Source organism: Micromonospora sp. NPDC005252 (genome assembly GCF_042872475.1).
Classification (GTDB): domain Bacteria; phylum Actinomycetota; class Actinomycetes; order Mycobacteriales; family Micromonosporaceae; genus Micromonospora.
In genome coordinates this window covers 277803-300004 of record NZ_JBIAKN010000004.1, presented here as the reverse complement: position 1 = coordinate 300004, position 22202 = coordinate 277803, and the positions used below count along the sequence as shown (strand labels likewise).

19 protein-coding genes are annotated in these 22202 nt (G+C 72.0%); 11 read left to right on the top strand and 8 right to left on the bottom strand.

The window, feature by feature from the left end:
* Nucleotides 1-44: 44 nt before the first annotated feature.
* The gene (locus ACFYPH_RS14375; RefSeq protein WP_387181863.1) at nt 45-2276 is read left to right on the top strand and encodes a maltotransferase domain-containing protein; all 2232 of its coding nucleotides are present in this window, start codon (nt 45-47) and stop codon (nt 2274-2276) included.
* Nucleotides 2264-4366: a 1,4-alpha-glucan branching protein GlgB gene (glgB, locus tag ACFYPH_RS14370; RefSeq protein WP_354856709.1), complete on the top strand. Its 2103-nt coding sequence runs from the start codon at nt 2264-2266 to the stop codon at nt 4364-4366. The genes ACFYPH_RS14375 and glgB overlap by 13 nt, the downstream gene beginning before the upstream one ends.
* Before the next feature lie 116 nt (nt 4367-4482).
* On the opposite strand, the gene ACFYPH_RS14365 is transcribed toward glgB, so the two are convergent.
* Nucleotides 4483-4809 carry a hypothetical protein gene (locus ACFYPH_RS14365; RefSeq protein ID WP_387181859.1) on the bottom strand — a complete coding sequence of 109 codons (327 nt, stop codon included), beginning with the start codon at nt 4807-4809 and terminating at the stop codon, nt 4483-4485.
* Nucleotides 4810-5812: 1003 nt separating this feature from the next.
* Between ACFYPH_RS14365 and ACFYPH_RS14360 the strand changes: the two genes are divergently transcribed.
* Together ACFYPH_RS14360 and ACFYPH_RS14355 are read left to right on the top strand one after the other, a co-directional pair.
* The gene (locus ACFYPH_RS14360; protein WP_354856706.1) at nt 5813-6175 is read left to right on the top strand and encodes a hypothetical protein; all 363 of its coding nucleotides are present in this window, start codon (nt 5813-5815) and stop codon (nt 6173-6175) included.
* On the top strand, nt 6172-6702 hold the full coding sequence (locus ACFYPH_RS14355; protein WP_354856705.1) for a DUF6036 family nucleotidyltransferase: 531 nt from the start codon (nt 6172-6174) through the stop codon (nt 6700-6702). The genes ACFYPH_RS14360 and ACFYPH_RS14355 overlap by 4 nt, the downstream gene beginning before the upstream one ends.
* 16 nt (nt 6703-6718) lie before the next feature.
* Here the strand turns inward: ACFYPH_RS14355 and ACFYPH_RS14350 are convergent, their stop codons facing one another.
* Nucleotides 6719-7759, bottom strand: a complete 1041-nt coding sequence (locus tag ACFYPH_RS14350) for an App1 family protein (protein WP_387181856.1) — start codon at nt 7757-7759, stop codon at nt 6719-6721.
* Between the two features lie 123 nt (nt 7760-7882).
* Between ACFYPH_RS14350 and ACFYPH_RS14345 the strand changes: the two genes are divergently transcribed.
* The 4 genes from ACFYPH_RS14345 to ACFYPH_RS14330 all read left to right on the top strand — a co-directional run bounded on the left by ACFYPH_RS14345 (nt 7883) and on the right by ACFYPH_RS14330 (nt 12233).
* Nucleotides 7883-9550 carry an ArnT family glycosyltransferase gene (locus ACFYPH_RS14345; protein ID WP_387181853.1) on the top strand — a complete coding sequence of 556 codons (1668 nt, stop codon included), beginning with the start codon at nt 7883-7885 and terminating at the stop codon, nt 9548-9550.
* Between the two features lie 52 nt (nt 9551-9602).
* The gene (yaaA, locus tag ACFYPH_RS14340; protein ID WP_387181850.1) at nt 9603-10400 is read left to right on the top strand and encodes a peroxide stress protein YaaA; all 798 of its coding nucleotides are present in this window, start codon (nt 9603-9605) and stop codon (nt 10398-10400) included.
* A gap of 106 nt (nt 10401-10506) precedes the next feature.
* Complete coding sequence (locus tag ACFYPH_RS14335; protein ID WP_363936670.1) at nt 10507-11199, top strand: hypothetical protein; 693 nt, start codon at nt 10507-10509, stop codon at nt 11197-11199.
* Between the two features lie 71 nt (nt 11200-11270).
* On the top strand, nt 11271-12233 hold the full coding sequence (locus ACFYPH_RS14330) for a TAXI family TRAP transporter solute-binding subunit (protein WP_387181847.1): 963 nt from the start codon (nt 11271-11273) through the stop codon (nt 12231-12233).
* A 46-nt stretch (nt 12234-12279) separates the two neighbouring features.
* Here ACFYPH_RS14330 and ACFYPH_RS14325 read toward each other — a convergent pair whose 3' ends face one another.
* From ACFYPH_RS14325 to ACFYPH_RS14315, 3 genes are all read right to left on the bottom strand, one after another.
* The gene (locus tag ACFYPH_RS14325; protein WP_387181844.1) at nt 12280-13719 is read right to left on the bottom strand and encodes an ATP-binding protein; all 1440 of its coding nucleotides are present in this window, start codon (nt 13717-13719) and stop codon (nt 12280-12282) included.
* Between the two features lie 9 nt (nt 13720-13728).
* Nucleotides 13729-14385 carry a response regulator transcription factor gene (locus ACFYPH_RS14320; RefSeq protein WP_039907784.1) on the bottom strand — a complete coding sequence of 219 codons (657 nt, stop codon included), beginning with the start codon at nt 14383-14385 and terminating at the stop codon, nt 13729-13731.
* 84 nt (nt 14386-14469) lie between these two features.
* Entirely contained in the window at nt 14470-14781 is a 312-nt protein-coding gene (locus ACFYPH_RS14315; RefSeq protein WP_007457840.1) for a hypothetical protein, read from the bottom strand.
* 126 nt (nt 14782-14907) lie between these two features.
* Between ACFYPH_RS14315 and ACFYPH_RS14310 the strand changes: the two genes are divergently transcribed.
* Nucleotides 14908-15246 (top strand): DUF952 domain-containing protein, encoded by a 339-nt coding sequence (locus ACFYPH_RS14310; protein ID WP_354862097.1) that lies wholly within the window; start codon nt 14908-14910, stop codon nt 15244-15246.
* Between the two features lie 58 nt (nt 15247-15304).
* Here ACFYPH_RS14310 and ACFYPH_RS14305 read toward each other — a convergent pair whose 3' ends face one another.
* The 3 genes from ACFYPH_RS14305 to ACFYPH_RS14295 all read right to left on the bottom strand — a co-directional run bounded on the left by ACFYPH_RS14305 (nt 15305) and on the right by ACFYPH_RS14295 (nt 20179).
* A complete protein-coding gene (locus ACFYPH_RS14305; RefSeq protein ID WP_387181839.1) occupies nt 15305-17062 on the bottom strand; it encodes a CDP-glycerol glycerophosphotransferase family protein in 1758 nt (585 codons plus the stop codon).
* A gap of 271 nt (nt 17063-17333) precedes the next feature.
* Entirely contained in the window at nt 17334-19445 is a 2112-nt protein-coding gene (locus ACFYPH_RS14300) for a DUF6077 domain-containing protein (RefSeq protein WP_354862093.1), read from the bottom strand.
* A 134-nt stretch (nt 19446-19579) separates the two neighbouring features.
* Complete coding sequence (locus tag ACFYPH_RS14295) at nt 19580-20179, bottom strand: TetR/AcrR family transcriptional regulator (protein WP_354862104.1); 600 nt, start codon at nt 20177-20179, stop codon at nt 19580-19582.
* 217 nt (nt 20180-20396) lie between these two features.
* Between ACFYPH_RS14295 and ACFYPH_RS14290 the strand changes: the two genes are divergently transcribed.
* The gene (locus ACFYPH_RS14290) at nt 20397-21293 is read left to right on the top strand and encodes an ABC transporter permease (protein WP_354862092.1); all 897 of its coding nucleotides are present in this window, start codon (nt 20397-20399) and stop codon (nt 21291-21293) included.
* A gap of 4 nt (nt 21294-21297) precedes the next feature.
* Nucleotides 21298-22107, top strand: a complete 810-nt coding sequence (locus ACFYPH_RS14285; RefSeq protein WP_354862102.1) for an ABC transporter ATP-binding protein — start codon at nt 21298-21300, stop codon at nt 22105-22107.
* Nucleotides 22108-22202 lie beyond the last annotated feature (95 nt).

The following is a 22202-nucleotide window of genomic DNA, read 5'->3' as shown; positions in this document are numbered from 1 at the left end:
TGCTTGGCCGCGCGCGAAGGGATCTCGCACAGTAGGTTGGCGGGGTGACAGGACGGTTCCCGATCGAAGACGTCTCCCCCGTCGTCTCGTGCGGGCGATACCCGGCGAAGGCAGTCGTCGACGAGCCGGTCCCGGTGTCGGCGCGCGCCTACCGGGAGGGGCACGACGCGCTGGGCTGCAACGTGGTGTGGGCCGGCCCGGACGGCGAGCAACGCCCGTTCACCCGGATGCGCCCTGGCGAACCGGGCCAGGACCGCTGGCACGCCACCATCGCGCCGGACGCGGTCGGCGAATGGACCTTCGCCGTCGAGGCGTTCCAGGACCCGTACCTGACCTGGCAGAACGCGGTGACCAAGAAGATCGCCGCCGGGCAGGGTCCGGAGGACCTGGCCAACGACCTGGCCGAGGGCGCGCGAGTGCTGGCCGCCGCCCGGGAGCTGGTGCCGGCCGCCGACCGGCCCCGGGTCGCCGACGCGCTCACCGCGCTGGTCGACACCGACCTGCCGTTGCCGCAGCGGGTCGACCCGGCCCTGGCCCTGGCCGACCTGCTCTGGGAGCACCCGGTGCGGGAGCTGGTGACCGCCGGTGAGGCGTACACCCTCTGGGTTGACCGCAAGCGGGCGCTCTTCTCGGCCTGGTACGAGTTCTTCCCGCGCTCCGAAGGAGCGGCGGGTGGGCGCTCCGGCACCTTCGCCACCGCCACCGAGCGGCTGCCGGGTGTGGCGGCGATGGGCTTCGACGTGCTCTACCTGCCGCCGATCCACCCGATCGGCCGGATCAACCGCAAGGGCCGCAACAACGCGCTCACCGCCGGGCCGACCGACGTGGGCTCGCCGTGGGCGATCGGCGCCGCCGAGGGCGGCCACGACACGATCCACCCCGACCTGGGTACGCCGGCGGACTTCCGCGCCTTCATCCAGGCGGCCGCGGCGCAGGGCCTGGAGGTGGCGATGGACCTGGCGTTGCAGTGCGCGCCGGACCACCCGTGGGTCACCGAGCACCCGGAGTGGTTCACCACCCGGGCCGACGGCAGCATCGCGTACGCGGAGAACCCGCCGAAGAAGTACCAGGACATCTACCCGGTCAACTTCGACAACGACCCCGACGGCATCCGCGCCGAGGTGCTGCGCGTGGTGCTGCACTGGGTGGGCGAGGGCATCCGGATCTTCCGGGTGGACAACCCGCACACCAAGCCGTTCGACTTCTGGCACTGGCTGATCGCCGAGGTCAAGAAGGTCGACCCGGACGTGCTGTTCCTGGCCGAGGCGTTCACCCGGCCGGCCATCATGCACGGGCTCGGCAAGATCGGCTTCACGCAGTCGTACACCTATTTCACCTGGCGCACGACGGCCGCCGAGATGCGGGAGTACTGCGAGGAGCTGGTCGCGTCGGCCGACCACATGCGGCCGAACTTCTGGCCGAACACGCCGGACATCCTGCACTCCTCGTTGCAGCACGGCGGCCCGCCGATGTTCAAGATCCGGGCGGTGCTGGCCGCGCTGCTCTCCCCCTCCTGGGGCCTGTACGCGGGCTACGAACTGTTCGAGCACGTGGCCCGCCCCGGCGCGGAGGAGTACCTGGACAACGAGAAGTACGAGCTGCGCCCCCGCGACTGGGCCGGCGCCGAGGCGCAGGGCCGCTCGCTGGCGCCGTTCCTGGCCACCCTCAACCGGGTACGCCGCGACAACCCGGCCCTGCACCAGCTCCGTAACCTGCGCTTCCACGAGATCGACAACCCGGCGCTGCTCTGCTGGTCGAAACACGATCCGGACACCGGCAACACCGTCATCGTGATCTGCTCGTTCGACCCACGTGTGGTGCAGTGGGGCAACACGACGCTCGACATGCCGGAGCTCGGGTTCGACTGGCACGAGCGGTTCACCGTGTACGACGAGCTGACCGGCACCAGCTACGACTGGGGTCAGCGCAACGCGGTGCGGCTCGACCCGTACCTGCAACCGGCGCATGTGCTGACCGTCCGCCGTCCGACCCCGCCCGCCGCGCCGGCACCCGCGGGCGCCGAGCTGGCGGACCTCACCGTCGCCGACGTCCCGGACGACCTGTCCGGCGGCACCGCGCCGACGAGCCCGGCACCGACGAGCCCGGCACCGACGGCCGGCGCTGGCACGACGGCGGCTGCGCGCCGGCCCGCGGCCCGCCCGTCCCCGCCCCGCTCCGCGGCCGCCCGCGCATCCGCGGCCCGCTCGGCGAAGCCCCGCCCGTCCGCCTCCGCACCGACCGACGCCGCCCCGAAGGACGACCGATGGACCAGCTGATCACCGGCGTGACGCACGACCCGCACGCGCTGCTCGGCGCGCACCCCGCCGACGGATGGACGACGATCCGCACGATGCGCCGGGGCGCGGGCGACGTGCTGCTGCTCGTCGGCGACGAGCGGCACCCGATGAAGCGGGTGCACGACCTGGGCGTCTTCGAGACCCACATCGAAGGCACCGTGCTCGACTACCGGGTGGAGGTCGACGGCACCGTCCACGACGACCCGTACCGCTACCCGCCCACGCTCGGCGAGCTGGACCTGCACCTGATCGGCGAGGGCCGGCACGAGCGGCTGTGGGACGCGCTCGGCGCCCGGGTCTTCGACGAGGGCGTGGCGTTCAGCGTCTGGGCGCCCAGCGCGCGCGGAGTGCGGGTGGTCGGCGACTTCACCGGCTGGGGTCCGGACGACGGCTGGCCGATGCGGTCGCTCGGCTCCAGCGGCGTCTGGGAGCTGTTCGTCCCCAACGCCCGGGTCGGTGCCCGCTACAAGTACCGGGTGCTCGGCGCCGACGGAAAGTGGCGGGACAAGGCCGACCCCCTGGCCGCGTACGCCGAGGTGCCGCCCGCCACCGCGTCGGTGGTGCACCACTCGACCTACCGGTGGAACGACGCGGACTGGCTGGCCCGCCGGGCCGAGCGCCAGCCGCACCAGGAGCCGATGAGCGTGTACGAGGTGCACCTCGGCTCCTGGCGGCCCGGCCTGGGCTACCGCGAGCTGGCCGATCAGCTCACCGCGTACGTCACCGAGCTGGGCTTCACGCACGTCGAGTTGCTGCCGGTGATGGAGCACCCGTTCGGCGGTTCCTGGGGCTACCAGGTGACCGGCTACTACGCGCCGACGTCCCGCTTCGGTGACCCGGACGAGTTCCGCCACCTCGTCGACTCCCTGCACGCCGCCGGCATCGGCGTGATCCTGGACTGGGTGCCCGCGCACTTCCCCAAGGACGAGTGGGCCCTGGCCCGCTTCGACGGCACCCCGCTCTACGAGCACCCCGACCCGCGGCGCGGCGAGCACCCCGACTGGGGCACGTACGTCTTCGACTTCGGCCGCAACGAGGTGCGCAACTTCCTGGTCGCCAACGCGCTCTACTGGTGCGACCAGTTCCACGTCGACGGGCTGCGGGTCGACGCGGTCGCCTCGATGCTCTACCTGGACTACTCCCGCGACGAGGGCCAGTGGGCCCCCAACCAGTACGGCGGTCGGGAGAACCTGGAGGCCATCGCGCTCATGCAGGAGGTGAACGCGACCGTCTACAAGCACCACGCCGGGGTCGTGATGATCGCCGAGGAGTCCACCGCCTGGCCGGGCGTCACCCGACCCACGGCCGACGGCGGGCTGGGCTTCGGGTTCAAGTGGAACATGGGCTGGATGCACGACACCCTGCTCTACACCTCGAAGGACCCGATCTACCGCCAGCACCACCACCACCAGCTGACGTTCTCCCTGGCGTACGCCTGGAGCGAGAACTACGTGCTGCCGATCAGCCACGACGAGGTCGTGCACGGCAAGGGCTCCCTGGCCGGCAAGATGCCCGGCGACACCTGGCAGCGGCTGGCCAACGTCCGGGCGCTGCTCGCGTACATGTGGGCGCACCCGGGCAAGCAGCTGCTGTTCATGGGCTCCGAGCTGGCCGACGACCGGGAGTGGAGCGAGGAGCGCGGCCTCGACTGGTACCTGCTGCACGACCCGGCCCGCGCCGGCGTGCAGCGGCTCGTCGGTGACCTGAACCGGGTCTACCGGGACACCCCGGCGCTGTGGGCGCAGGACACCGAGCCGGCCGGGTTCCGCTGGATCGCCGGAGACGACGTCGCCAACAACACCGTGTCCTTCGTCCGGATCGCCCCGGACGGTTCGACGCTGGTGTGCGTGGCGAACTTTTCCGCGTCTCCGCTGCACGACTACCGGATCGGCCTGCCGGCCGGCGGCACCTGGGCGGAGGTGCTCAACACCGACGCCCACCATTACGGCGGGTCGGGCGTGGGCAACCTGGGCGAGGTGCACGCCGAGGACGTGCCCTGGCACGGCATGGTCGCGTCCGCGGCCCTCCAGGTCCCCCCGCTGGGCGTCGTCTGGCTCCGCCAGAGCTGAGCACCGCCCCCAGCCTCATAATCACTTAATGCTGACCAGTTGCCAGGAGGCTCCTGGAACTGGTCAGCATCAAGTGATCAAGGCGCAGCTTGTTTCCAGAGCCGGCTCGACCTGTCTCACCATCTTCGGAAGTTGCAGATGTCTCTGACAAGGTGCTGCATCATAAGCCAGGTGCGAACCGGATCGACAAGCCCGGACTTCCCCACAGCCATCCTCGTGGTGTCTCGGACAAGCAGGATCGCCGCAAACCATCCGGTGATCACCACAATTCCGCCCATGACGAACAGGATCACGGCCAACGGTTCGACTGTGGTTTCCAGGTCATCGAACCCTGCCAGCAACGTCAAGATGATCAACAACGGAAAGATGACGAGGGCAAGCCGGAAGCTCCGCACCGCCAGTCGCCACCTTGCTGTCTGCGTGATAGCCGTCAACTCTTCCACGTCATCAGCCTCCTGACCAGACAAGAGGGTGGAAGCCTCCGGCGCAGCCGATTTTCAGCGGCTCTACTACAGATCGCATGGAGGAAGAGCAACGCAGGGCTCGATTCCACGAGATGGACGTCCACCTGCATCTCCTTGCGAGAAGCAGCTGCCGGAACGATCGTCGTGGTGCCAACAATCTCCGCTGAGGCAACCTCTCCCCAATTGACCCGGACCAGGCCGGCAACTGCGTGTATGGAAGCAACTCGCCCCGATCGACGCCGACCACCGCCAGCGCCTGCTCCAGACACGACAAGTCAACGGCACCTCTGTAGACAAGGCTCCTATTCAGGTTGTCCGGACTGTCCCAGAAGCTGGCTGCCTGTCGCGCACATTCGGGCAGGGGAAGATCGTATGCCGCCAGGACTTGCGCGGCCGTCTCGTCAGACCTGCCGCTGGGGTCATTCGATCCATTGCCCGCACATCCCGACAGCATGATCACAGCCATCACCACCGCTAAGGAAACTGCGCGCCGCGCCATGTCATTGCCGCCAAACACTGTCGGTAATCGCCCTACTGCACGGCTACCCTTACGATCCACGCCTCGCCACGTACCGATGCTGAATAGCGCTCGAGGTCAATCCGAACCACCACGTTCGATCAAGAGGAAAAGACCTCACCGTCCGCCAAGCCAACCGGCGATTCCAGCCGTTGACACGCGACATCGGGATAAGGGCCTATCGGCCGCAGCACCATCCACCCCGCTTCCCCGGCTCAGGATAGGCGGGTCGCCATGGACCATAGCGAAGCCTGGCAACCCACCGCCGCCCGCCGGAGCGGCGTCGGATCTGGCGGGCGGCCTCGGGGGGTCCGCGCCGAGACCCGGATGACTATCCCACCCGCGCAGGTAGCCACACTCGGTGCCGTCTGGCTCTGCCCCCGACAGGGAGGGCCTTGCGGCGGATTGGCGCAGCCTTGTACTAGCGTTGATGCTGTGAGCAATCGTCCTACGAGGTACGAGCCAATGACGATGGCACACCTGGGCGTCCTGCTCGTCGGGGCCGACGACACCAGGCGGTGGCGGCTGGTAGCGGAGTTCCTGGAGGAGTACGGCTGGGAACCTTCCGAGCATCGTGCTGACCTACTGATCCAGGAGCCGGCCCCGACAGGTGACGACCACTGGGACGTCTTCCTCGCGGCACTGACGGAGTACCTTGCCGCCCGGGACGGGCGCGGCGCACCCGCCTGGGTCGAGACGCGGTCGCTGCGGCGATTCTGGTTCCCCTTCAACACCCGCGCTGCCCGCGTCGACGCCGTGGTGCACGCGCCTGCGGCGTTCCGGCGACGTGGGGTGTTCATCTCCCCAGAGGAGCTGAAGGTCGCGTGAGCGCCGACGACCCACTGCTCGACCGCACTGCCATCGAGGACGCCTTCCGCAGGCTCGGTGACCGGCTGGCCAGGCGGGGCGTGGTCGCCGACCTGTACATCTTCGGCGGGGCTGCCATGGCACTCGCTTACGACGCCCGTCGGGCAACCAGGGACATCGATGCCGTGTTTCAGCCACACGGCATCGTGCTCGACGAAGCGCGGGCTGTCGCCGATGAACTCGGGCTGCCGCAGTGGTGGCTGAACGAGCAGGCAAGCGTGTACGTCGCCGCTGGCGGGGATCCGGAGGCACCACGCGTCTTCGATCATCCGGGCTTGCGGGTTTCGGCGGCGTCCCCGGAGCACCTGCTCGCCATGAAAGTCCTCGCCGCACGACGTCGGGATGCCGAAGACATCCGCTTCCTGGTGGACCACCTCGGCCTCACGAGCCCCGAGGAGGCCCTGGGTCTCTGCGCCGAGATCTTTCCGGAGGAAGAGGTGCCGGGTCGGGCGAGACTGGTTCTGGAGGACGTGTTCGAAGGCCGCTAGGTCGGCAACGAATGCCTCAGACCAGGCCGGCGTCGCGGAGCAACTGCCACAGGCCGGCGCCGTCCGGGGCGGACAGCCACTTCTGCCCCACCGGCCCCGACGAGGGGCGGCCGGCCGGGGCGGGCAGGCTACCGGCCAGCACCGACTGCGTCGGGGACAGCCTGCGGATCGCCACCCCGGCGACGTTCTCCGGGTGGGCGGCGGCGAACTCCCGGTAGATCTCCTGGTCGTGCTGGCCGTCGTCGCCGACCAGCAGCCAGCGCACGTCGGGGAACTCCTTGGCCAGCCGGGCCAGGGTGGAGCGCTTGTGCTCCATGCCGCTGCGGAACCAGCGGTCGGCGGTCGGACCCCAGTCGGTGAGCAGCAGCGGCCCGGCCGGGTAGAGGTGCCGGGACAGGAACCGGGTAAGCGTCGGCGCCACGTTCCACGCGCCGGTGGACAGGTAGAAGACCGGGGCGCCGGGATGCGCGGTGACCAGTCGCTCGTAGAGCACCGCCATGCCGGGCACCGCGTTGCGGGCGTGCTCGTCGAGGACGAACGTGTTCCACGCGGCGAGCAGCGGCCGGGGCAGCGCCGTCACCATCACCGTGTCGTCGATGTCGGAGAGGATGCCGAACTTCACGTCCGGGTCGATGATGCGCACCGGCGCGTCGACCGGCTCGGCGTCCGCCACGCTGAGCCGGACGGTGCCCCACCCGGGCGGCAGGTCGGCCTCGACGAGCGTGTCGACGAAACCGCTGCGGTCGGCCTGGGCCTCGTGCCGCACCCCGCCGGCCTCGATCTGCACCGTGACGTGCTTGGCGGGCAGGGTGGCGAAGCTGCGCCAGCCCCGGACCTTGTCCAGCCGGCCCCGCTGGCGGGTGTCCGGACGACCCAGCAGCACCCGGCACATCACCCGCACCCAGCCCGGACGGCCGTAGCCGGTGTAGGCGACGATGTTCATCCGCCAGCCGGTGCGCCGCAACCGACGCTCCACGAGCTGGTGCACGGCGTCCTCGATCCGCGCGGCCCGGTGCAGGTTCGGCACGGTCAGTTGGCCGGCGGGTGTGGGTGGCACGCGCCAACCCTGCCACACGTCGACGGTCACGGCCACGCGAGCCGGTCCGGACTGGGCGGAACCACCCCGACCGGCTCGTGGTCCGTGAAACACTCCGGTCGGGACGACGACGGGGGCGTGGTCGTGTCGCATCCAGAGCAGCACCGCGGGCGGTGGCGTCCGCGACTCGACCGGCCGGCGCTCGTCGCGCTGCTGTTCGGTCTGGTCGGCGTCGGGTACCGGCTGGTCCTCACGCTGTACACCGTGCCGGCGTCGAACAGCGACGAGGCGACCTTCGGGCTGGCCGCCCTGCACATCGGGCAGGGCCGGGAACACCCAGTCTTCCTCTACGGCCAGCACTACATGGGCATGCTGGAGTCGTACCTGGCCGCGCCGCTGCTCGCCGTGGCCGGGCCGAGCTGGCCGGTGCTGCGGCTGCCGATGCTCGCCCTGTACGCGGTCTTCCTCTACCTCGTGTACCGGCTCACCCGCCGGCTCTACTCGCCGTGGTTCGCCGTCCTCGTCGTCGGCCTGCTGGCGCTGGGCCCGGAGCGGGTGGTGCGCGACCAGCTCACAGTGGTCGGCGGCCGGCCGGAGGTGAAACCGGCGGTGCTGCTGATGCTGCTGATCACGGTGGGGCTGGCCGCCGGGACGGTGCGCCACCGTCGACTCACCGTCGCCCTGTTCGGGCTGCTGGTCGGGCTGGCCGCCTGGTCGGACTGGCTGATCCTGCCGTACCTGGCGGTGGCCGCGGTGGCCCTGGTCTGGGCGGTGCGGCGGGAACTGCTCGGCTGGTCCGGACTGCTGCTGGTGGCGGGTTTCGTGGCCGGGACCGCGCCGATGATCGTCGACAACCTGCGCGCCGGGCCGGGTGAGGACTCGCTGACGGTGTTCCGGGAGGTCAGCACCAAGGCCGGCCCGCTGCCGCCGTGGACCGACCGGATCCGGGGCGGCCTGCTGGAGGGGGTGCCGTTGGCGCACGGGCTCTGCCCGGTCGACGGCTGCGGCCGGTGGCAGCAGTGGTTCGGCGTGTTGTACCCGGTGCTGCTGGTGGCCGCCGCGGCGCTCGCGCTCCTCGCGTACCGCCGGGCCGTCAGCATGCCGCGCGACAGGCAGGCCGCGGGGCCCGGCACGCGGGTCGCCGGCACGCCGCGTGGCGCGCGGGTCGGGCCGGTGGTGCAGCTCGCGCTTGTCGTCGGCGCGGCGTTGACCCTGCTGTCGTACGTCCGCAGCCCGCTCGCCGCGACGAGTCCCCTGGCCAACGCCCGCTACCTGTCGGTGCTGCAACTGTCGCTGCCGGCGGTGCTGTGGCCGCTCTGGGTGGCGGCCCTGGCCTGCTGGCGGGGCACGGTGGGCGTGCTCGGCCGGTTGGCCGGCGCGCTCGCCACCGCCGTGCTGGCGGCGTTGGCCGCGACGACGCTTGTGGTCACCGTGCTCTTCGCGACCACCGGCGCCGCCGCGTCGCGGACCGAGGAGCGTCAGGCCCGGGAGCTGGCCGCCGCGCTGCGCGCCGACGGGCCGCACGAGGTGTACGGGGACTACTGGACCTGCAACCGGCTGATCTTCAACACCGATGAGACGGTGGTCTGCGGGGTGCTCGACGGGGACCTGTCCCCCGGGCAGAACCGCTACCGCCCGTACTGGCGGCAGGTTGGGCGGGCCGCCCGGCCGGGTTACGTGGTGGAGATCGACTCGCCGATGGACCGGCGGCTGCGCCGGCTGCTCGCCGACCGGCCCGACGCCGCACCGGTGCGCGAGGTGGGCGGCTATCGCGTGTACCACCCCGACACCCCGGTGCGGCCCTGGCGCTAGCGGCGGGTCGTACGCTGGCCGGGCTGCCGCTTCACCCGCCCGAGGAGACCCGATGCTCATCCTGCTGCCGCCCTCGGAGGGGAAGGCCGACGCCGGCACCGGACGGCGGTGGACCCCCGACAAGCTCTCGCTGCCGGAGCTGAACCCCGCCCGCGAGCGGGTGCTCGACGCGCTCGTCGCGCTCAGCGCCGGGCCGGACGAGGAGGCGGCGCGGACGGCGCTCGGGCTCAGCGACGGCCAGCGGGGCGAGCTGCGCCGCAACGCCCGGTTGCGCGCGGCGGCCACCGCGCCGGCCGAGCGGCTCTACACCGGGGTGCTCTACGAGGCGCTGGAGCTGGCCACGCTGCCGTCGGCGGCGCTGCGGGCGGCCCGCCGGTCGATCCTGATCAGCTCCGGCCTGTGGGGGGCGGTGCGTCTCGCCGACCGGATCCCGCCGTACCGCTGCCCGATCGGCGCGCGCCTGCCGGGTGTCGGGGCGCTGTCGGCGCACTGGCGCGCGGAGCTGGCGCCGGTCCTGCCCGAGGCGGCCGGTCGGGGCCCGGTGCTGGACCTGCGCTCCGGCGCGTACGCCGCCACCTGGACGCCGCGCGGCGCACTGGCCGAGCGGACGGTGACCGTACGGGTGCTGCACGAGCGGGAGGTCGACGGTGTGCCGGTCCGCTCGGTCGTGAGCCACTTCAACAAGGCGACCAAGGGGCGGCTGGTGCGTGACCTGCTGGTCGCCGGGGCCCGACCGCGCACCGCCGCGGAGCTGATCGGCACGCTGCGGGAGCTGAAGCACACAGTGGTGGAGGAACCCGCCGTCCCCGGTCGGGTCCGGCAGGTGGACCTGGTGGTCACCGACCTGTAGCGGCGCGGGAGCCGCAAATTTTCCTCAAGGCTGGACGGGAGGCGTTCCGCAACGGCCGCGCAGGGGCCACGGTAGGGGAACCCAGACTCCGACAAGGGAGCCTCCGTTGGCCCGCGATCCCGCCCTGCTCGACCGGCCCCGTTCGCCGGCGACGCCACCCCCGCTGGACTGGCTGACCCTGGGCGACGCGTTCGAGGCCGCCTGCCTGCTGCGCTGCACGGCGCCGGCGACCGGCGCCCGGTCGGGCACCGCGCTGCCGTCGCACGCGCCGGGGGTCGAGTTCAACCGGGAGGACGCCGCGCAGCGGATGCGGCAGTTGCTCGCCCGCCTCGACATTCCGGTCACCCAGGAGGTGGCCGTCGGCGGTCTGCGCCGCCGCTACGAGCTGCACCGGCTCTGGGTGCCACCGGAGCACCGGGGGGCGTACGCCCGGATGGTGGATGCCGGTTGGTGGCAGGGGCGTCGGGAGCTGCTGGGCGGTCCCGTGCCGGGCGCCTCGCCGGCCCGCCGCCGGTGGATGTCCCGGCTCGCGGCGGCGGCGTGGCGCTCAGCGCTGCTGGCCGGCGGGCGGCACGTGCGGCGGCACATCCTCGGTGTGCGGCTCACCGACCGGGAGTTGGCCGCCGTGCTGATCCGCAGTGCGGCCGTGCTCGACGTGCCGGCCGTGCTCCGCCCGGGCACCGGCTGTTTCCTGGTCAGCGTGGCCGACGGGCCGGACCGGGCGCGCATCCTGCGCAGCGCGTCGATGGAGCCGGCCCGCGGCGCGGTGCCCGAGCCGGCCCGCCACCCGGTCTGCTGAGCGGAGCCCGCGCCGCACCCACGGCGGCATCGACGGGTACGGGCTTGCGCGCGCCCGCCGGAGCGCGCACAGTGCACCGCGTGAGTCGTACCTCGTCGGGTCGGGCCGGTTCGCGCCGCGCGGGGGCGGCGGCGCTGGTGCTGGTCGCGGCCCTCACTGCCGCCGGCTGCCGGGACGACCCGGCCGAGCCGGTGGCGATCCGGATCGCCACCGGCAGCCCCACCGCCGTCTACTACGCGTTCGGGCAGTCTCTCGCGACCATCCTCAACCGGGAACTGCCCGGGGTACGGGCCAGCGTGGTGATCACCGCCGCCTCGGCGGAGAACGTCCGCCTGGTCGGCTCCGGAGCAGCCGAGCTGGGCTTCACCCAGGCCGACGTGCTGCCCGCCAGCCCGACGCAGAGCCCGACGGTGGACGCGGTGGCGCGGGTGTACGACGACCAGCTGCACCTGGTCACGACCGACGGCGGGCCGGTCCGCACGATCGGCGACCTGCGCGGCCGGCGGGTCTCCGTGGGCGCGCCCGGCTCCGGCACCGAGATCACCGCCACCCGGCTGCTGGAGGTGGCCCGGCTCGGTGGCGACACGGTACGCCGGGAACGGCTCGGTCTGGACGACTCGGTGGCGGCCCTGCGCTCGGGGCGTATCGACGCGTTCTTCTTTTCCGGCGGTCTGCCGGTGCGGGGCATCGAGGAGCTGGCCGGGCGCAGCGCCACCCGGATCGTGGACCTCGGTGAGTGGACGGAGCCGCTGCGCGCCCGCTACGGCCAGGTCTACGTCTCCCGGGACATCCCCCGCTCGGTGTACGGCATGAACCCGGTGACCACTGTCGCCGACCCGAACTACCTCATCGTGCGGGCAGACCTGCCGGAGCCGCTGGTGCGGGAGGTGACCCGGCTGCTGATGGAGCGGCGGGCCGAGCTGGGCGCGGCGCACCCGGCGGCGGGACGGATGAGCCCCCGCTCGGCGATCGCCACCGCGCCGCTGCCGCTGCACCCCGGTGCCGCCGCCTGGTACCGGGCCGCCAAACCCTGACTGTCGCCGGCCGCGCCGAGAGGCGCCCGCCGCCCTGGTCGGGCCGCTACCGGGCCCGGGCGGGCCGCAGGTCGACGGACGGGTCCTCGTCCGCCGGCTCCCCCGCCGGCTCGGGCTCGGGCTCGGGAGCCGGGAACCACAGGCCGGCGACCAGCCCGCGCGGCTCGGCCGGCCGCATGGTGAGCCGGCCGTCGGAGGCGTCGACCAGCACAGCGGCGATGGTCAGGCCGAGCCCGGCGCCGTCGACGTTCTGCGCGTCCGGCGCTCGCCAGAACCGCTCGGTGGCCTGGCCGAGCTGACTCTCGGTCATCCCCGGGCCGGTGTCGCGCACCTCCAGGGCCACCCCGTCGTCACGGCGGGCCACGGTCACCGTCACCGCCCCGCCGGCCCCGCTGAACTTCACCGCGTTGTCGATCAGCGCGTCCAGCGCCTGGTCGACGGCGGTCGGCACGGTCCGCGCGTACGCCGGGGCGTCGCTGGTGGCCAGCCGCAGCGCGATCGACCGGTGCCGGGCCAACGGCGCCCACGCGGCCACCCGGGACGCGGCCACGGCGGCGGCGTCCACGGTGACCCGCTCGTTCTCCTCCCGTTCGGCCCGGGCCAGGGTGAGCAGCGCGTCGAGCACCAGCGCCAACCGGTCGGTCTCCTCCAGCGCCAACCGGTGCTCGGAGCGCCCGTCCGCGTCGGTGAGGCTGGGACCCAGCTCCTCCACCCGCAGCCGCAGCGCGGTGAGCGGGTTGCGCAGCTGGTGGCTGGCGTGTGCGACGAACGCACGCTGTCGGTCCATCACATCGGAGACCACGTCGGCCATGTGGTTGAAACTGGCCGCGAGTCGACGCAGCTCCGGCGGGCCGAGCCGGTGCTGCACGCGCGCGCCCCGGTCGCCCTCGGCGATCTCGTGGGTGACCGCGTCCAGCTCGGTCACCGGGCGCAGCACCCAACCGGCCAGCCCGAACGCGGTGAGCACGCAGGCCAGCACGACGAGCAGGCCGGCCAGGGTGAGCAGCAGCCACCAGGTGCTCACGGCCCGGCGGATCTCGTCGGCGGGGGTCACGATCACCACCGCGCCGAGGACCTCACCGCCGTCGTTGATGGGCACCGCCACCACCACCGGCCCGGCCGACCACGGCCAGACCGACTCGGGCGCGCTGGCCTGCTGCCCGGAGAGCGCGACGTCCAGCACCGTGGCGGTCCCCGTGGACTGCCAGCTCGCCGAGTCGACGACGATGCCCCGGTCCCGGTCGACGACCGCCGCGCCGATTCCGTACAGCTCGTCGTAGCTGCGCAGCTCCGCCCCGATCGGGCCGGGCTCGCCGCCGCGCAACGCCGGCCCGGCCAGCGAGGCGAACCGGGTGGCGTCGGCGAGCCGGTCGGCGCGCACCCGCTCGGTCTCCCGGCTGGCCAGGGTGACGGCGAGCGGGCTCTCCAACGCGATGAGGACGAGCACCATCAGCAGCAGATAACTGATCACCAGTCGACGGCGCACGGCGGCCCCTCACGCATCGCGCAGCCGGTAGCCGACCCCGCGGACGGTCTCCACCAGGCGCGCGTCGCCCAGCTTGCCGCGCAACGACCCGACGTGCACCTCGACGGTGTGCCGGTCGGCCCAGGTGGTGCCCCAGGCGTCGAGCAGGATGCGGTCGCGGGGCACCGCCACCCCCGGCTGGCGGGCCAGCGACAGCAGTACGTCGAACTCCTTGCGGGTCAGCGTGACCGCGCGCCCCGCCACCGTCACCGTGCGGGCGGCCACGTCGATGCGCACCGCCCCCGCCTCGATCAGGTGCCGCTCGGGCGCCGCGTTCGCGGCCCGGCGCAGCACCGCCTCGATCCGGGCCTGCAGCTCCACCATCGAGAACGGTTTGACCACGTAGTCGTCCGCGCCGAGGCGCAGCCCGAGCACCCGGTCGCGTTCCTCACCCCGCGCGGTCACCGCGATGATGCCGAGCTGGCTGCTGCGTCGGCGCAGCTCGCGACACACGTCGGTGCCGTCCCCGTCGGGCAGGGTCAGATCGAGCAGCACCAGGTCGCAGGGGGCGGCGGAGAGCGCCGCGGCGACGGTGGCCGCGTGCTCGACCTGGTAGCCGCGGCGGGTCAGTGCGGAGGAGAGCGCGGCGGCCACCCGGCGGTCGTCCTCCACCAGCAGGATCCGCACCGTGCCCCCATCCGTCGCAGCCGTCCTGCGAATGGTGGCAGAAGCGTGCCGCGAGCGGGAGGGCCGCCCTCCCGGTCGGGTCGGCTACAGACCGAAGACGTCGTCGGCGACCGCGTCGCGGACGCCGTCGGCGAAGCCCCGGAATCCGGGGTCGTCGTGCCGGGCCGGCACGCTGGTGACGTTGACCCCGCTGGCCTGGGTCACGGCGTCGACCAGGGGCGGGAAGTCGATCTCGGCGTCGTCGAAGGCGTCGTCGTCCGCCTCGGCCAGGTTGATCACATGCTGTACGTCGTCGGACGGGGTGTCCGGGTCCTCGGCCCACTCACCGCCGGCCCGGTAGCACTCGTCGTACAACCCGCGCTGGCTGTCGGTCCAGTCGTCGTCGTAGCTCGCCATCGTCCACCCCTTTCCGGCCGCTCCACCTGAGCATGCCGGGCGGCGACGGGCGTCGGCGGCGGTACGGCCGAAACGCGCACCGGCCGACGTTCTTGCAGCGCGACATCGGCGACGTAGTCTGCGGAGGTGATCTACAAGCTGTTGCCGACCGTCGAGTGGGACGACGCCCAGGCCGCCGGCGCCGTCGCCGGCTCGGCCGTGGACCGGCAGGACGGTTTCATCCACCTCTCCGCCGCCGACCAGGTGGTGGAGACGGCCCGCCGGCACTTCGCCGGCGCCACCGGCCTCACCCTGCTGGGCGTGGACGCCGACCGGCTGGGCGACGCCCTGCGCTGGGAACCGTCGCGGGGCGGGCAGCTCTTCCCGCACCTGTACGGACCGCTGCCGCTGACCGCTGTGGTGACGGCCCGCGCGTTGCCCGCCGACACACCGGTCGCCGACGCGGTCGCCGCCCTGCTCGACTGACGCGACGGCGCCCGGTCCGACTGATGTCGGGCCGGGCGCGGGACGTCGTACGCGCGGGTCAGCGGCAGAGGCGGGAGATCTCCTCGGCGAACCGGTCCATGGGGTTGGCCTCGGCCGGCCCCAGCAGGTAGGTCTTCAGGTCCCGGCGTGCCTCGGTCATCGGGTCGTCGCCAGCCCGGGTGACCGCCACGATCTTCTCCAGCTCGCCACAGTCGGCGGAGAGCAGGTACGCGGCCCGCGCGGTCGGGTACTCGCGGCGGAACTCGTCCTCCGGCAGGCCGGCCGGGTTGGCCACCACGTACGGCCGCTGGCTCTGCACGAAGTCGGAGACCACACTGGACACGTCGCTGATCAGCAGGTCGGTCTGGTTGAAGCAGTCGAACAGCGCCGGCGTACGGCCGGTCACCACGAGGTGCGCGGTGCCGTCCAGGGACGCGGCGTTGGGGTTGCCGCCGGCGGCCTTGATCGCCTCGACGATCCGGTCGTGCACGGCCTTGGCCGCCTTGGACCGCGACCCGGTCAGCGGGTGCGGCTTGTAGACCAGGCGCACCCGGGGGTTGGTGGCCAGCAGGCCCTTGACGATCCGCTCACCCATCAGCACCAGCGAGGTGTGGTACGGGTCGTCGTCGAGCCAACCCTCCCAGGTGGGCGCGTAGAGCACGGTGAACGGCCGGTCCACCGACTCGGCGCCGAAGGTGTGCACCCCGGCCAGCTGCGGCCGGCCGATCTCGACGATGTCCGCGTCGAGCACGCCCACCCCGGCGCGGGCGTACCGCTCCCGGCCGGCCAGGCCCGCGACCCAGACCTCGTCGTACACCTTGCTGTAGGGGTTGACGCTGGCCTGCTTGTCGCTGTCGCCGTGCCCGACGAAGACGTGCTTCATGCCGGGTTCGCGCAGCATGTGGATGTTCGCGCCGACGTTCGCGGCGTAGAGGGCCGCGCGGACGCTGCCGAGTTCGAGGTTCATGAAGTCCACCCCGGCCGGTACGCAGATCACCGGCAGCCGGGTGTCGGCCAGCTCGTTGAACGCCTCCCGGCTGCGCATCAGCACCACCGCGCGCTGGTTCAGCGCCTCGGTCGGCGCGAGCCACATGTTGGCCTGGTAGACGTCCTTGGCCGGTCCGGCGAAGTAGAGCGCCACCTCGGGCCGGTACGTGTCGAGCCAGCGCTGCACGGCGGGCAGCAACGGGCCCTGCCCGGAGCCCCGGCCGCGCAGCCAGGTCACCGCGATGATCGCGCCCACCACCGCGGTCGCCGCCACCGTCACCGCGGCGGCCACGAGGAACGGCATCGAATCGTGCTGCACCGCGGCGGCCACCGCGGCCGGCACCAGCAGCACGTTGAGCAGGGGCATCCGCTCGCCCGCGACCGCCGCCGCCCAGGCCGGCGGCCGAGGGGCCGAGCGCAGCGGGCCCAGCTCGATGTTGCGCACCAGGGCCGACAGCGGGTTACGACGGTCGATCATGGTGGAGAGCGCGCCGGCGAACACCGAGACGACCCACACCGCCGCCGGCAGGATCAGCAGCAGGCTCAGCTCGGTGCCGTCGAGGGTGACCTCCGCGGCGACCAGCAGCACGGCCGCCAGGTCCCGGGTCAACTGCCGGTACGACCAGTGCAGGCCGACCTTCTCCAGCAACAGCTGCGACTGCGGGGACCAGCGGGCGACGGCGAACTCGCCGAGCACCGCCGCCAGTCCGGCGACGGCGAACAGGCCGACCCAACCGAAGACGCCGGCGACGAGCATGACCAGGTAGGACAACACCAGCAGCGCGCTGCGGGCGGCCACTCCGATGCGTCCTGTCAACGTGCCGAACAACGAGTTCGCTCCCTACGATTTCCGTCTTGGACGCATGCCCGTGGTGCGTCGATGACACTCCCCGTCGCGCATGGCCTACCGCGCACCAGGAGCGGCCGGCCACAGATGTGGTGATCCAGACCCCGTGCGGCGGGCGGTAGTGGTGACTGCGACCTTAACGCGAACGGACCCAGCGGTGTCGCTCGGGTATCGGGCGCACATTTCGGTCAACGCACCGGCCGTCCGCGTACCACCCCAGGACGACGCACGGGCCGCTCAGCGGACCGGGTGCTCAGCCGACCCGCCGAAAACAGGTCATGGCCCCGGGTCCCCGACGCTTGGCGAACTCCTGGTAGCCGAGCTGTGGTGCCATCTCACGGGCGTACTGGTTTCCGTTGTAGACACAGATGGTGCCCACGTCCAGCCGGTCGAGCGCTGACGCGAGTTCGGTCGACGTCGGGGTGGTGGCGCCGTCGGCGAAGCCCGCGAGCAGCAGCCGGTCCTTGGCGAACTGGGAGTTGAGATCGTACTCAACGAGATAGAAGTCGCGCGGAAGGACGACCCGGACCTGGCTGGTGACGACCAGGGAGGCGCGCATGATGGTCTTCGGCGCGAGCAGCAGGCCCGGGGGCCGGTCCAAGCCCTTGATCCAGAAGGCGATCGACTGGCGTTGCTGCGGCAGCTTCCAGGTGGGCCGCTCGTGCACATCGACCCAACTCTTCGCGGACCACATCGGGGTGGCGAAGAGAGCGAACGAGGCGACCAGCAGCACCGCGATCCCACCCGCCGCGGCGCGACGCAGCACCGGCGTGGGCGCCGGCACCCGGACCGTACAGAGCAGCCCGATCAGTGTCGGCAGGGCGAGCAGCCACGGCACCCGCCACAGCACCACGGAAATGCCGCTGAGCGCGCTCAACGCCTCCAACACCCCGGGGACGAACAGCACGCTCAGGGCCGCGGTCGCACCTGCGGTGAGCAGCGCGGGCGTACGTCGACGGGCCAGCAGCGGGCCGCACCAGAGAGCCAGTCCGGAGATCACGCCGACCACGCCGAACAGCAGGGTCCGCTTGTAGGTGTACGCCGCGTCGAAGAAGGCGTCGTCCGCGCCGTCCGCGGTCAGCCCGCCGAGCAGCAGACGGGACACCACGAGCGAGCCGATCGGGTACGCGAGGGCCGCCACCCCGGCCACCACCGCGGCCTTCCAGCGCCCGACCAGCAACATGGCGAACCCGGCGGCGCCGACCAGCATCGGCAGGATGATCGCGGCGGTGGTGGTGAGGCCGATGGCGGTGATCGAGAGCGCCACGATGAGGAACAGGCTGCGCCGGGAGCGGTTGTCGAACCACTCGGTCAGGTAGAGCCACATCAGCGGGATGACGGCCGACACGAACATGCCCTTGCCCTCGTAGAGCCGGGGCAGGTGGAACGTGCCCAGCGCGGCGTCCCCGCCGGCGACCAGGTACAGGTACGCGACGGCCACCGTGAAGGCGAGCACGGGTCGACGCGGCGCCCACCGGTGGGTCAGTCGCCACAGCGCGAGCACCGCCAGGACCGCCATGATCGGTAGCGCCACGTACCAGGTGGCCGAAGCACCGTGGATGCCGAAGACGTGGGCGAGCGCGCCGTCGAACACCTCGATCGAGGGGATCGGAGGCTGCGAACCCATCGCCGGCAGGACGTTCTCGGAGAACAGGAAGTCGTTGAGCGGGATGAGGTCCCGCTCGGCGATCCAGACTGATTTTCCGACGTAGTAGACGTCGTCGGGAGTGTTGCGGGCCAGGAAGAACGAGGAGATTCCGACCAGCACCGAGATGACGAGCGCGTACGCCGACTGCGATGCCGTGGGCATCGGCGCGACCGAGGAGGACGTTGGGCCGCTCAGCCAGACCCGACGCAGCAGCAGGATCCCACCGGTCGCGGCGAGCAGGCCGGCTACCGCCGGAATCCACCAGGTGACGGCCGCACCGGTTCCCGCCACTCCGGCGGTGACCGCGGCCACCGCGGCAGCGACGAGCACGCCGATCAGCAGACGGCGGTCGACGGGAGGCTGCGGGTCGGCCGATTCGACCGGCTCGGGCCGTTCCTCCTCGCCGAAGATCCCTCCGGGGCGCCGGCGGGCGCGCAGCACGGCCCCGACAGCGACCAGCACACAGGCGACCAGCCAGATCCGGAAGGTCACCGACGGACGCAGATCCGCCAGGAACGCCGCGTGGTAAAGCACGGTGAAGAGCGCGAACGCGACCACGGCCCCATCGGTGAGCAGCGCCGGGGCGGCGGCCACCAGGGCGCGTACCCGGGCGGCGGGGTTCCGGTCGGGGCCCTGGCCCAGCCGGGACACCTGTTCGGGGCGCGGCGTCGGGTCCGGGTCAGTGGGCGCGACGGCGATGCTGTCGACGTTGGCCACGGGCGTCCTTCTCGTCAGGCGGATGTGGGGGCGAAAAACGGATGTCGGTTTCGTGACGGCCGGGTGTCAAGTGGGCAGCCTAGCGGAGGAGGGCGGCGCGGCCGGCCCCGCTGCGAGTGGTGTCGTGGGCTCGGTCAGCCAGGAATCGGCGCCGCCCTGGGCAGCGGTACGGAGCTGGTCGCGCCGAGCCCGGCGGCCACGGATTCGACCAGGTTGTCCAGGTAGCTGTCGGTCAGCGGCAGCCGGGCGATGGCGAGCCGCCAGTAGAGCGGGCCGACGATGAGGTCGACGGCGGCGTCCGGGTCGGTGTCGGCGGGCAGCTCGCCGCGCTGCACGGCGCGGGTGACCAGGCGGCCGCCGATCTCCTGCTGGCGGGCGTGCAGCACCTGACGCAGGGTCTCCTCGATGGCCGGGTTGCGGGCGGCCTCGGCCAGCAGGTCCGGGATGATCTGCGAGGCCAGGGGGTGGCGCAGCGCGTGCGCCACCGCCTGGAACAGCAGCGCGAGGTCGCCGCGCAGAGTGCCGGTGTCCAGCACCGGCAGCTTGCCGTGCGCCGCGGCGGCGACGATCTCCACCACCAGGTCCAGCTTCGAACTCCACCGTCGGTAGATCGCCGTCTTGCTGACGCCGGCCCGGCGGGCCACCGCCTCGATGGAGAGCCGGCCGTAGCCGACCGCGGCGAGCTCCTGCATGAGCGCCCGCCGGATGGCCGTGGTGATCTCGTCGCGCAGCACCGCAGCGCCGGCCGGGACACGCCTCTTCTCGGTCGTCACCATGGACTCTTCTCGCAGGTCACGCCCACTACAGTAGCGCAACGACGCTACGGTTGCGTCCCGACGTGTTTCGGACTACTGTCCACGCAGCGGCGAGGCGGCGCCCCGCGCACCCTTCCCACTAGGATTCCATCGTCGCGAGCAACCCGTCTGCACGAAAGATCGGAGCGCCATTTCCATGGCCACCACCGCGCTGGTCGACCCCGACACGGGCCTGACCCAGGCGCAGCTGGCCGCTCGGCACGGGCTACGGGTCGCCGGTGAGCGACCCACCCTCGCCGAGTACAGCCGCCGACTCTGGGCCTACCGGCACTTCATCGCCGCGTACGCCAACGCCAAGCTGGTCGCCTCGTACAGCAACGCCAAGCTGGGCCAGCTCTGGCAGGTGCTCACCCCGCTGACCAACGCCGCGGTCTACTACCTGATCTTCGGGGTGGTGCTGGGACAGAACGACCGGATCCCGAACTTCATCGGCTACCTGACCACCGGCCTGTTCATCTTCAACTTCACCCAGAGCGCGGTGCTGGCGGGCACCCAGTCGATCAGCGGAAATCTCGGGCTGATCCGGGCCCTGCACTTCCCTCGGGCCAGCCTGCCGCTGTCCACCACGGTGACCCAGTTCCAGCAACTGCTCGCCTCGATGGTGGTGCTGATCGGGATCGTGCTGGTCACCGGCGAGTCGATCACCTGGAAATGGCTGGTGCTGGTGCCGGCCCTGCTGCTCCAAGCGGTGTTCAACGCCGGCGTGGTGCTGATCGTCGCCCGGCTGGGCTCCAAGGCGAGCGACCTCAAGCAGGTCATGCCGTTCCTCATGCGTACCTGGATGTACGGCTCCGGCGTGCTCTACAGCGTCAGCCTCTTCGCGCGGCTGCCCGGCTGGGCGGCGACGCTGGTCCAGTTCAACCCGCTGCTGGTCTACATCGAGCTGGCGCGCTACGCGCTGCTGGACGAGCCGCCGATGCTCAACGAGTCGCTGACCCAGCTCTGGCTGGTCGCCGCCGGGTGGGCGTTGGTGGCCGGCATCGGTGGCTACATCTACTTCTGGCGCGGCGAACAGGAGTACGGCCGTGGTTGATTCCCTGCGGGCCGCCGACGAGGCGACCGTGTCCCTGCCCGTGCTGGCGCAGGAGCGGATCCCCACCGTGGTGGTGGACGACGCACACATCATCTACCGGGTCCACCAGGGTGCCACCGGTGGCACCACTCCGGTGGCCGCGCTGCGCCGGCTGGTCAAGCGCACCAACGCGCCGAACGTCCGGGAGGTGCACGCGGTCAAGGGCGTCTCGTTCACCGCGTACCGGGGCGAGGCGATCGGGCTGATCGGCAGCAACGGCTCCGGCAAGTCCACCATCCTGCGGGCCATCGCCGGCCTGCTGCCGGTCAACCGGGGCGCGATCCACACCCAGGGGCAGCCGTCGCTGCTCGGCGTGAACGCCGCGCTGCTCAACGACCTGTCCGGCGAGCGCAACGTCGTCCTGGGCTGCCTGGCGATGGGCATGCACCCCGACGAGGTGGCCAAGCAGGCCGCGGGCATCATCGACTTCTCCGGGATCAACGAGCGGGGCGACTTCGCCAGCCTGCCGATGCGCACGTACTCCTCCGGGATGGCGGCCCGCCTGCGGTTCTCCATCGCCGCCGCCAAGAGGCACGACGTGCTGCTCATCGACGAGGCGCTCGCCACCGGCGACAAGGGCTTCCGCAAGCGCAGCGAGCAGCGGGTACGCGAGCTGCGCGAGGGCGCCGGCACGGTGTTCCTGGTCAGCCACCAACTCTCGTCCGTGCGTGACACCTGCGAACGGACGATCTGGCTGGAATCGGGCGTTCTCCGGATGGACGGCCCCACCGACGAGGTCATCCGCGCATACGAGGCGTACGCGAACAGCAAGTAGAGTGCCGGCCAACCTCCGGCATCGACACGGCACCAGGACCGCGTCGCCCGCATTGGGGCGGCGCGGTCCGCGCGTTAAGGTTCATTCCGTCGCCG

Excerpts from the sequence above, each read along its gene's own strand:
- glgB (WP_354856709.1), top strand. The coding sequence starts at position 2,264 with ATGGACCAGCTGATCACCGGCGTGACGCACGACCCGCACGCGCTGCTC.
- ACFYPH_RS14360 (WP_354856706.1), top strand. The coding sequence starts at position 5,813 with ATGACGATGGCACACCTGGGCGTCCTGCTCGTCGGGGCCGACGACACC.
- yaaA (WP_387181850.1), top strand. The coding sequence starts at position 9,603 with ATGCTCATCCTGCTGCCGCCCTCGGAGGGGAAGGCCGACGCCGGCACC.
- ACFYPH_RS14315 (WP_007457840.1), bottom strand. The coding sequence starts at position 14,781 with ATGGCGAGCTACGACGACGACTGGACCGACAGCCAGCGCGGGTTGTAC.
- ACFYPH_RS14290 (WP_354862092.1), top strand. The coding sequence starts at position 20,397 with ATGGCCACCACCGCGCTGGTCGACCCCGACACGGGCCTGACCCAGGCG.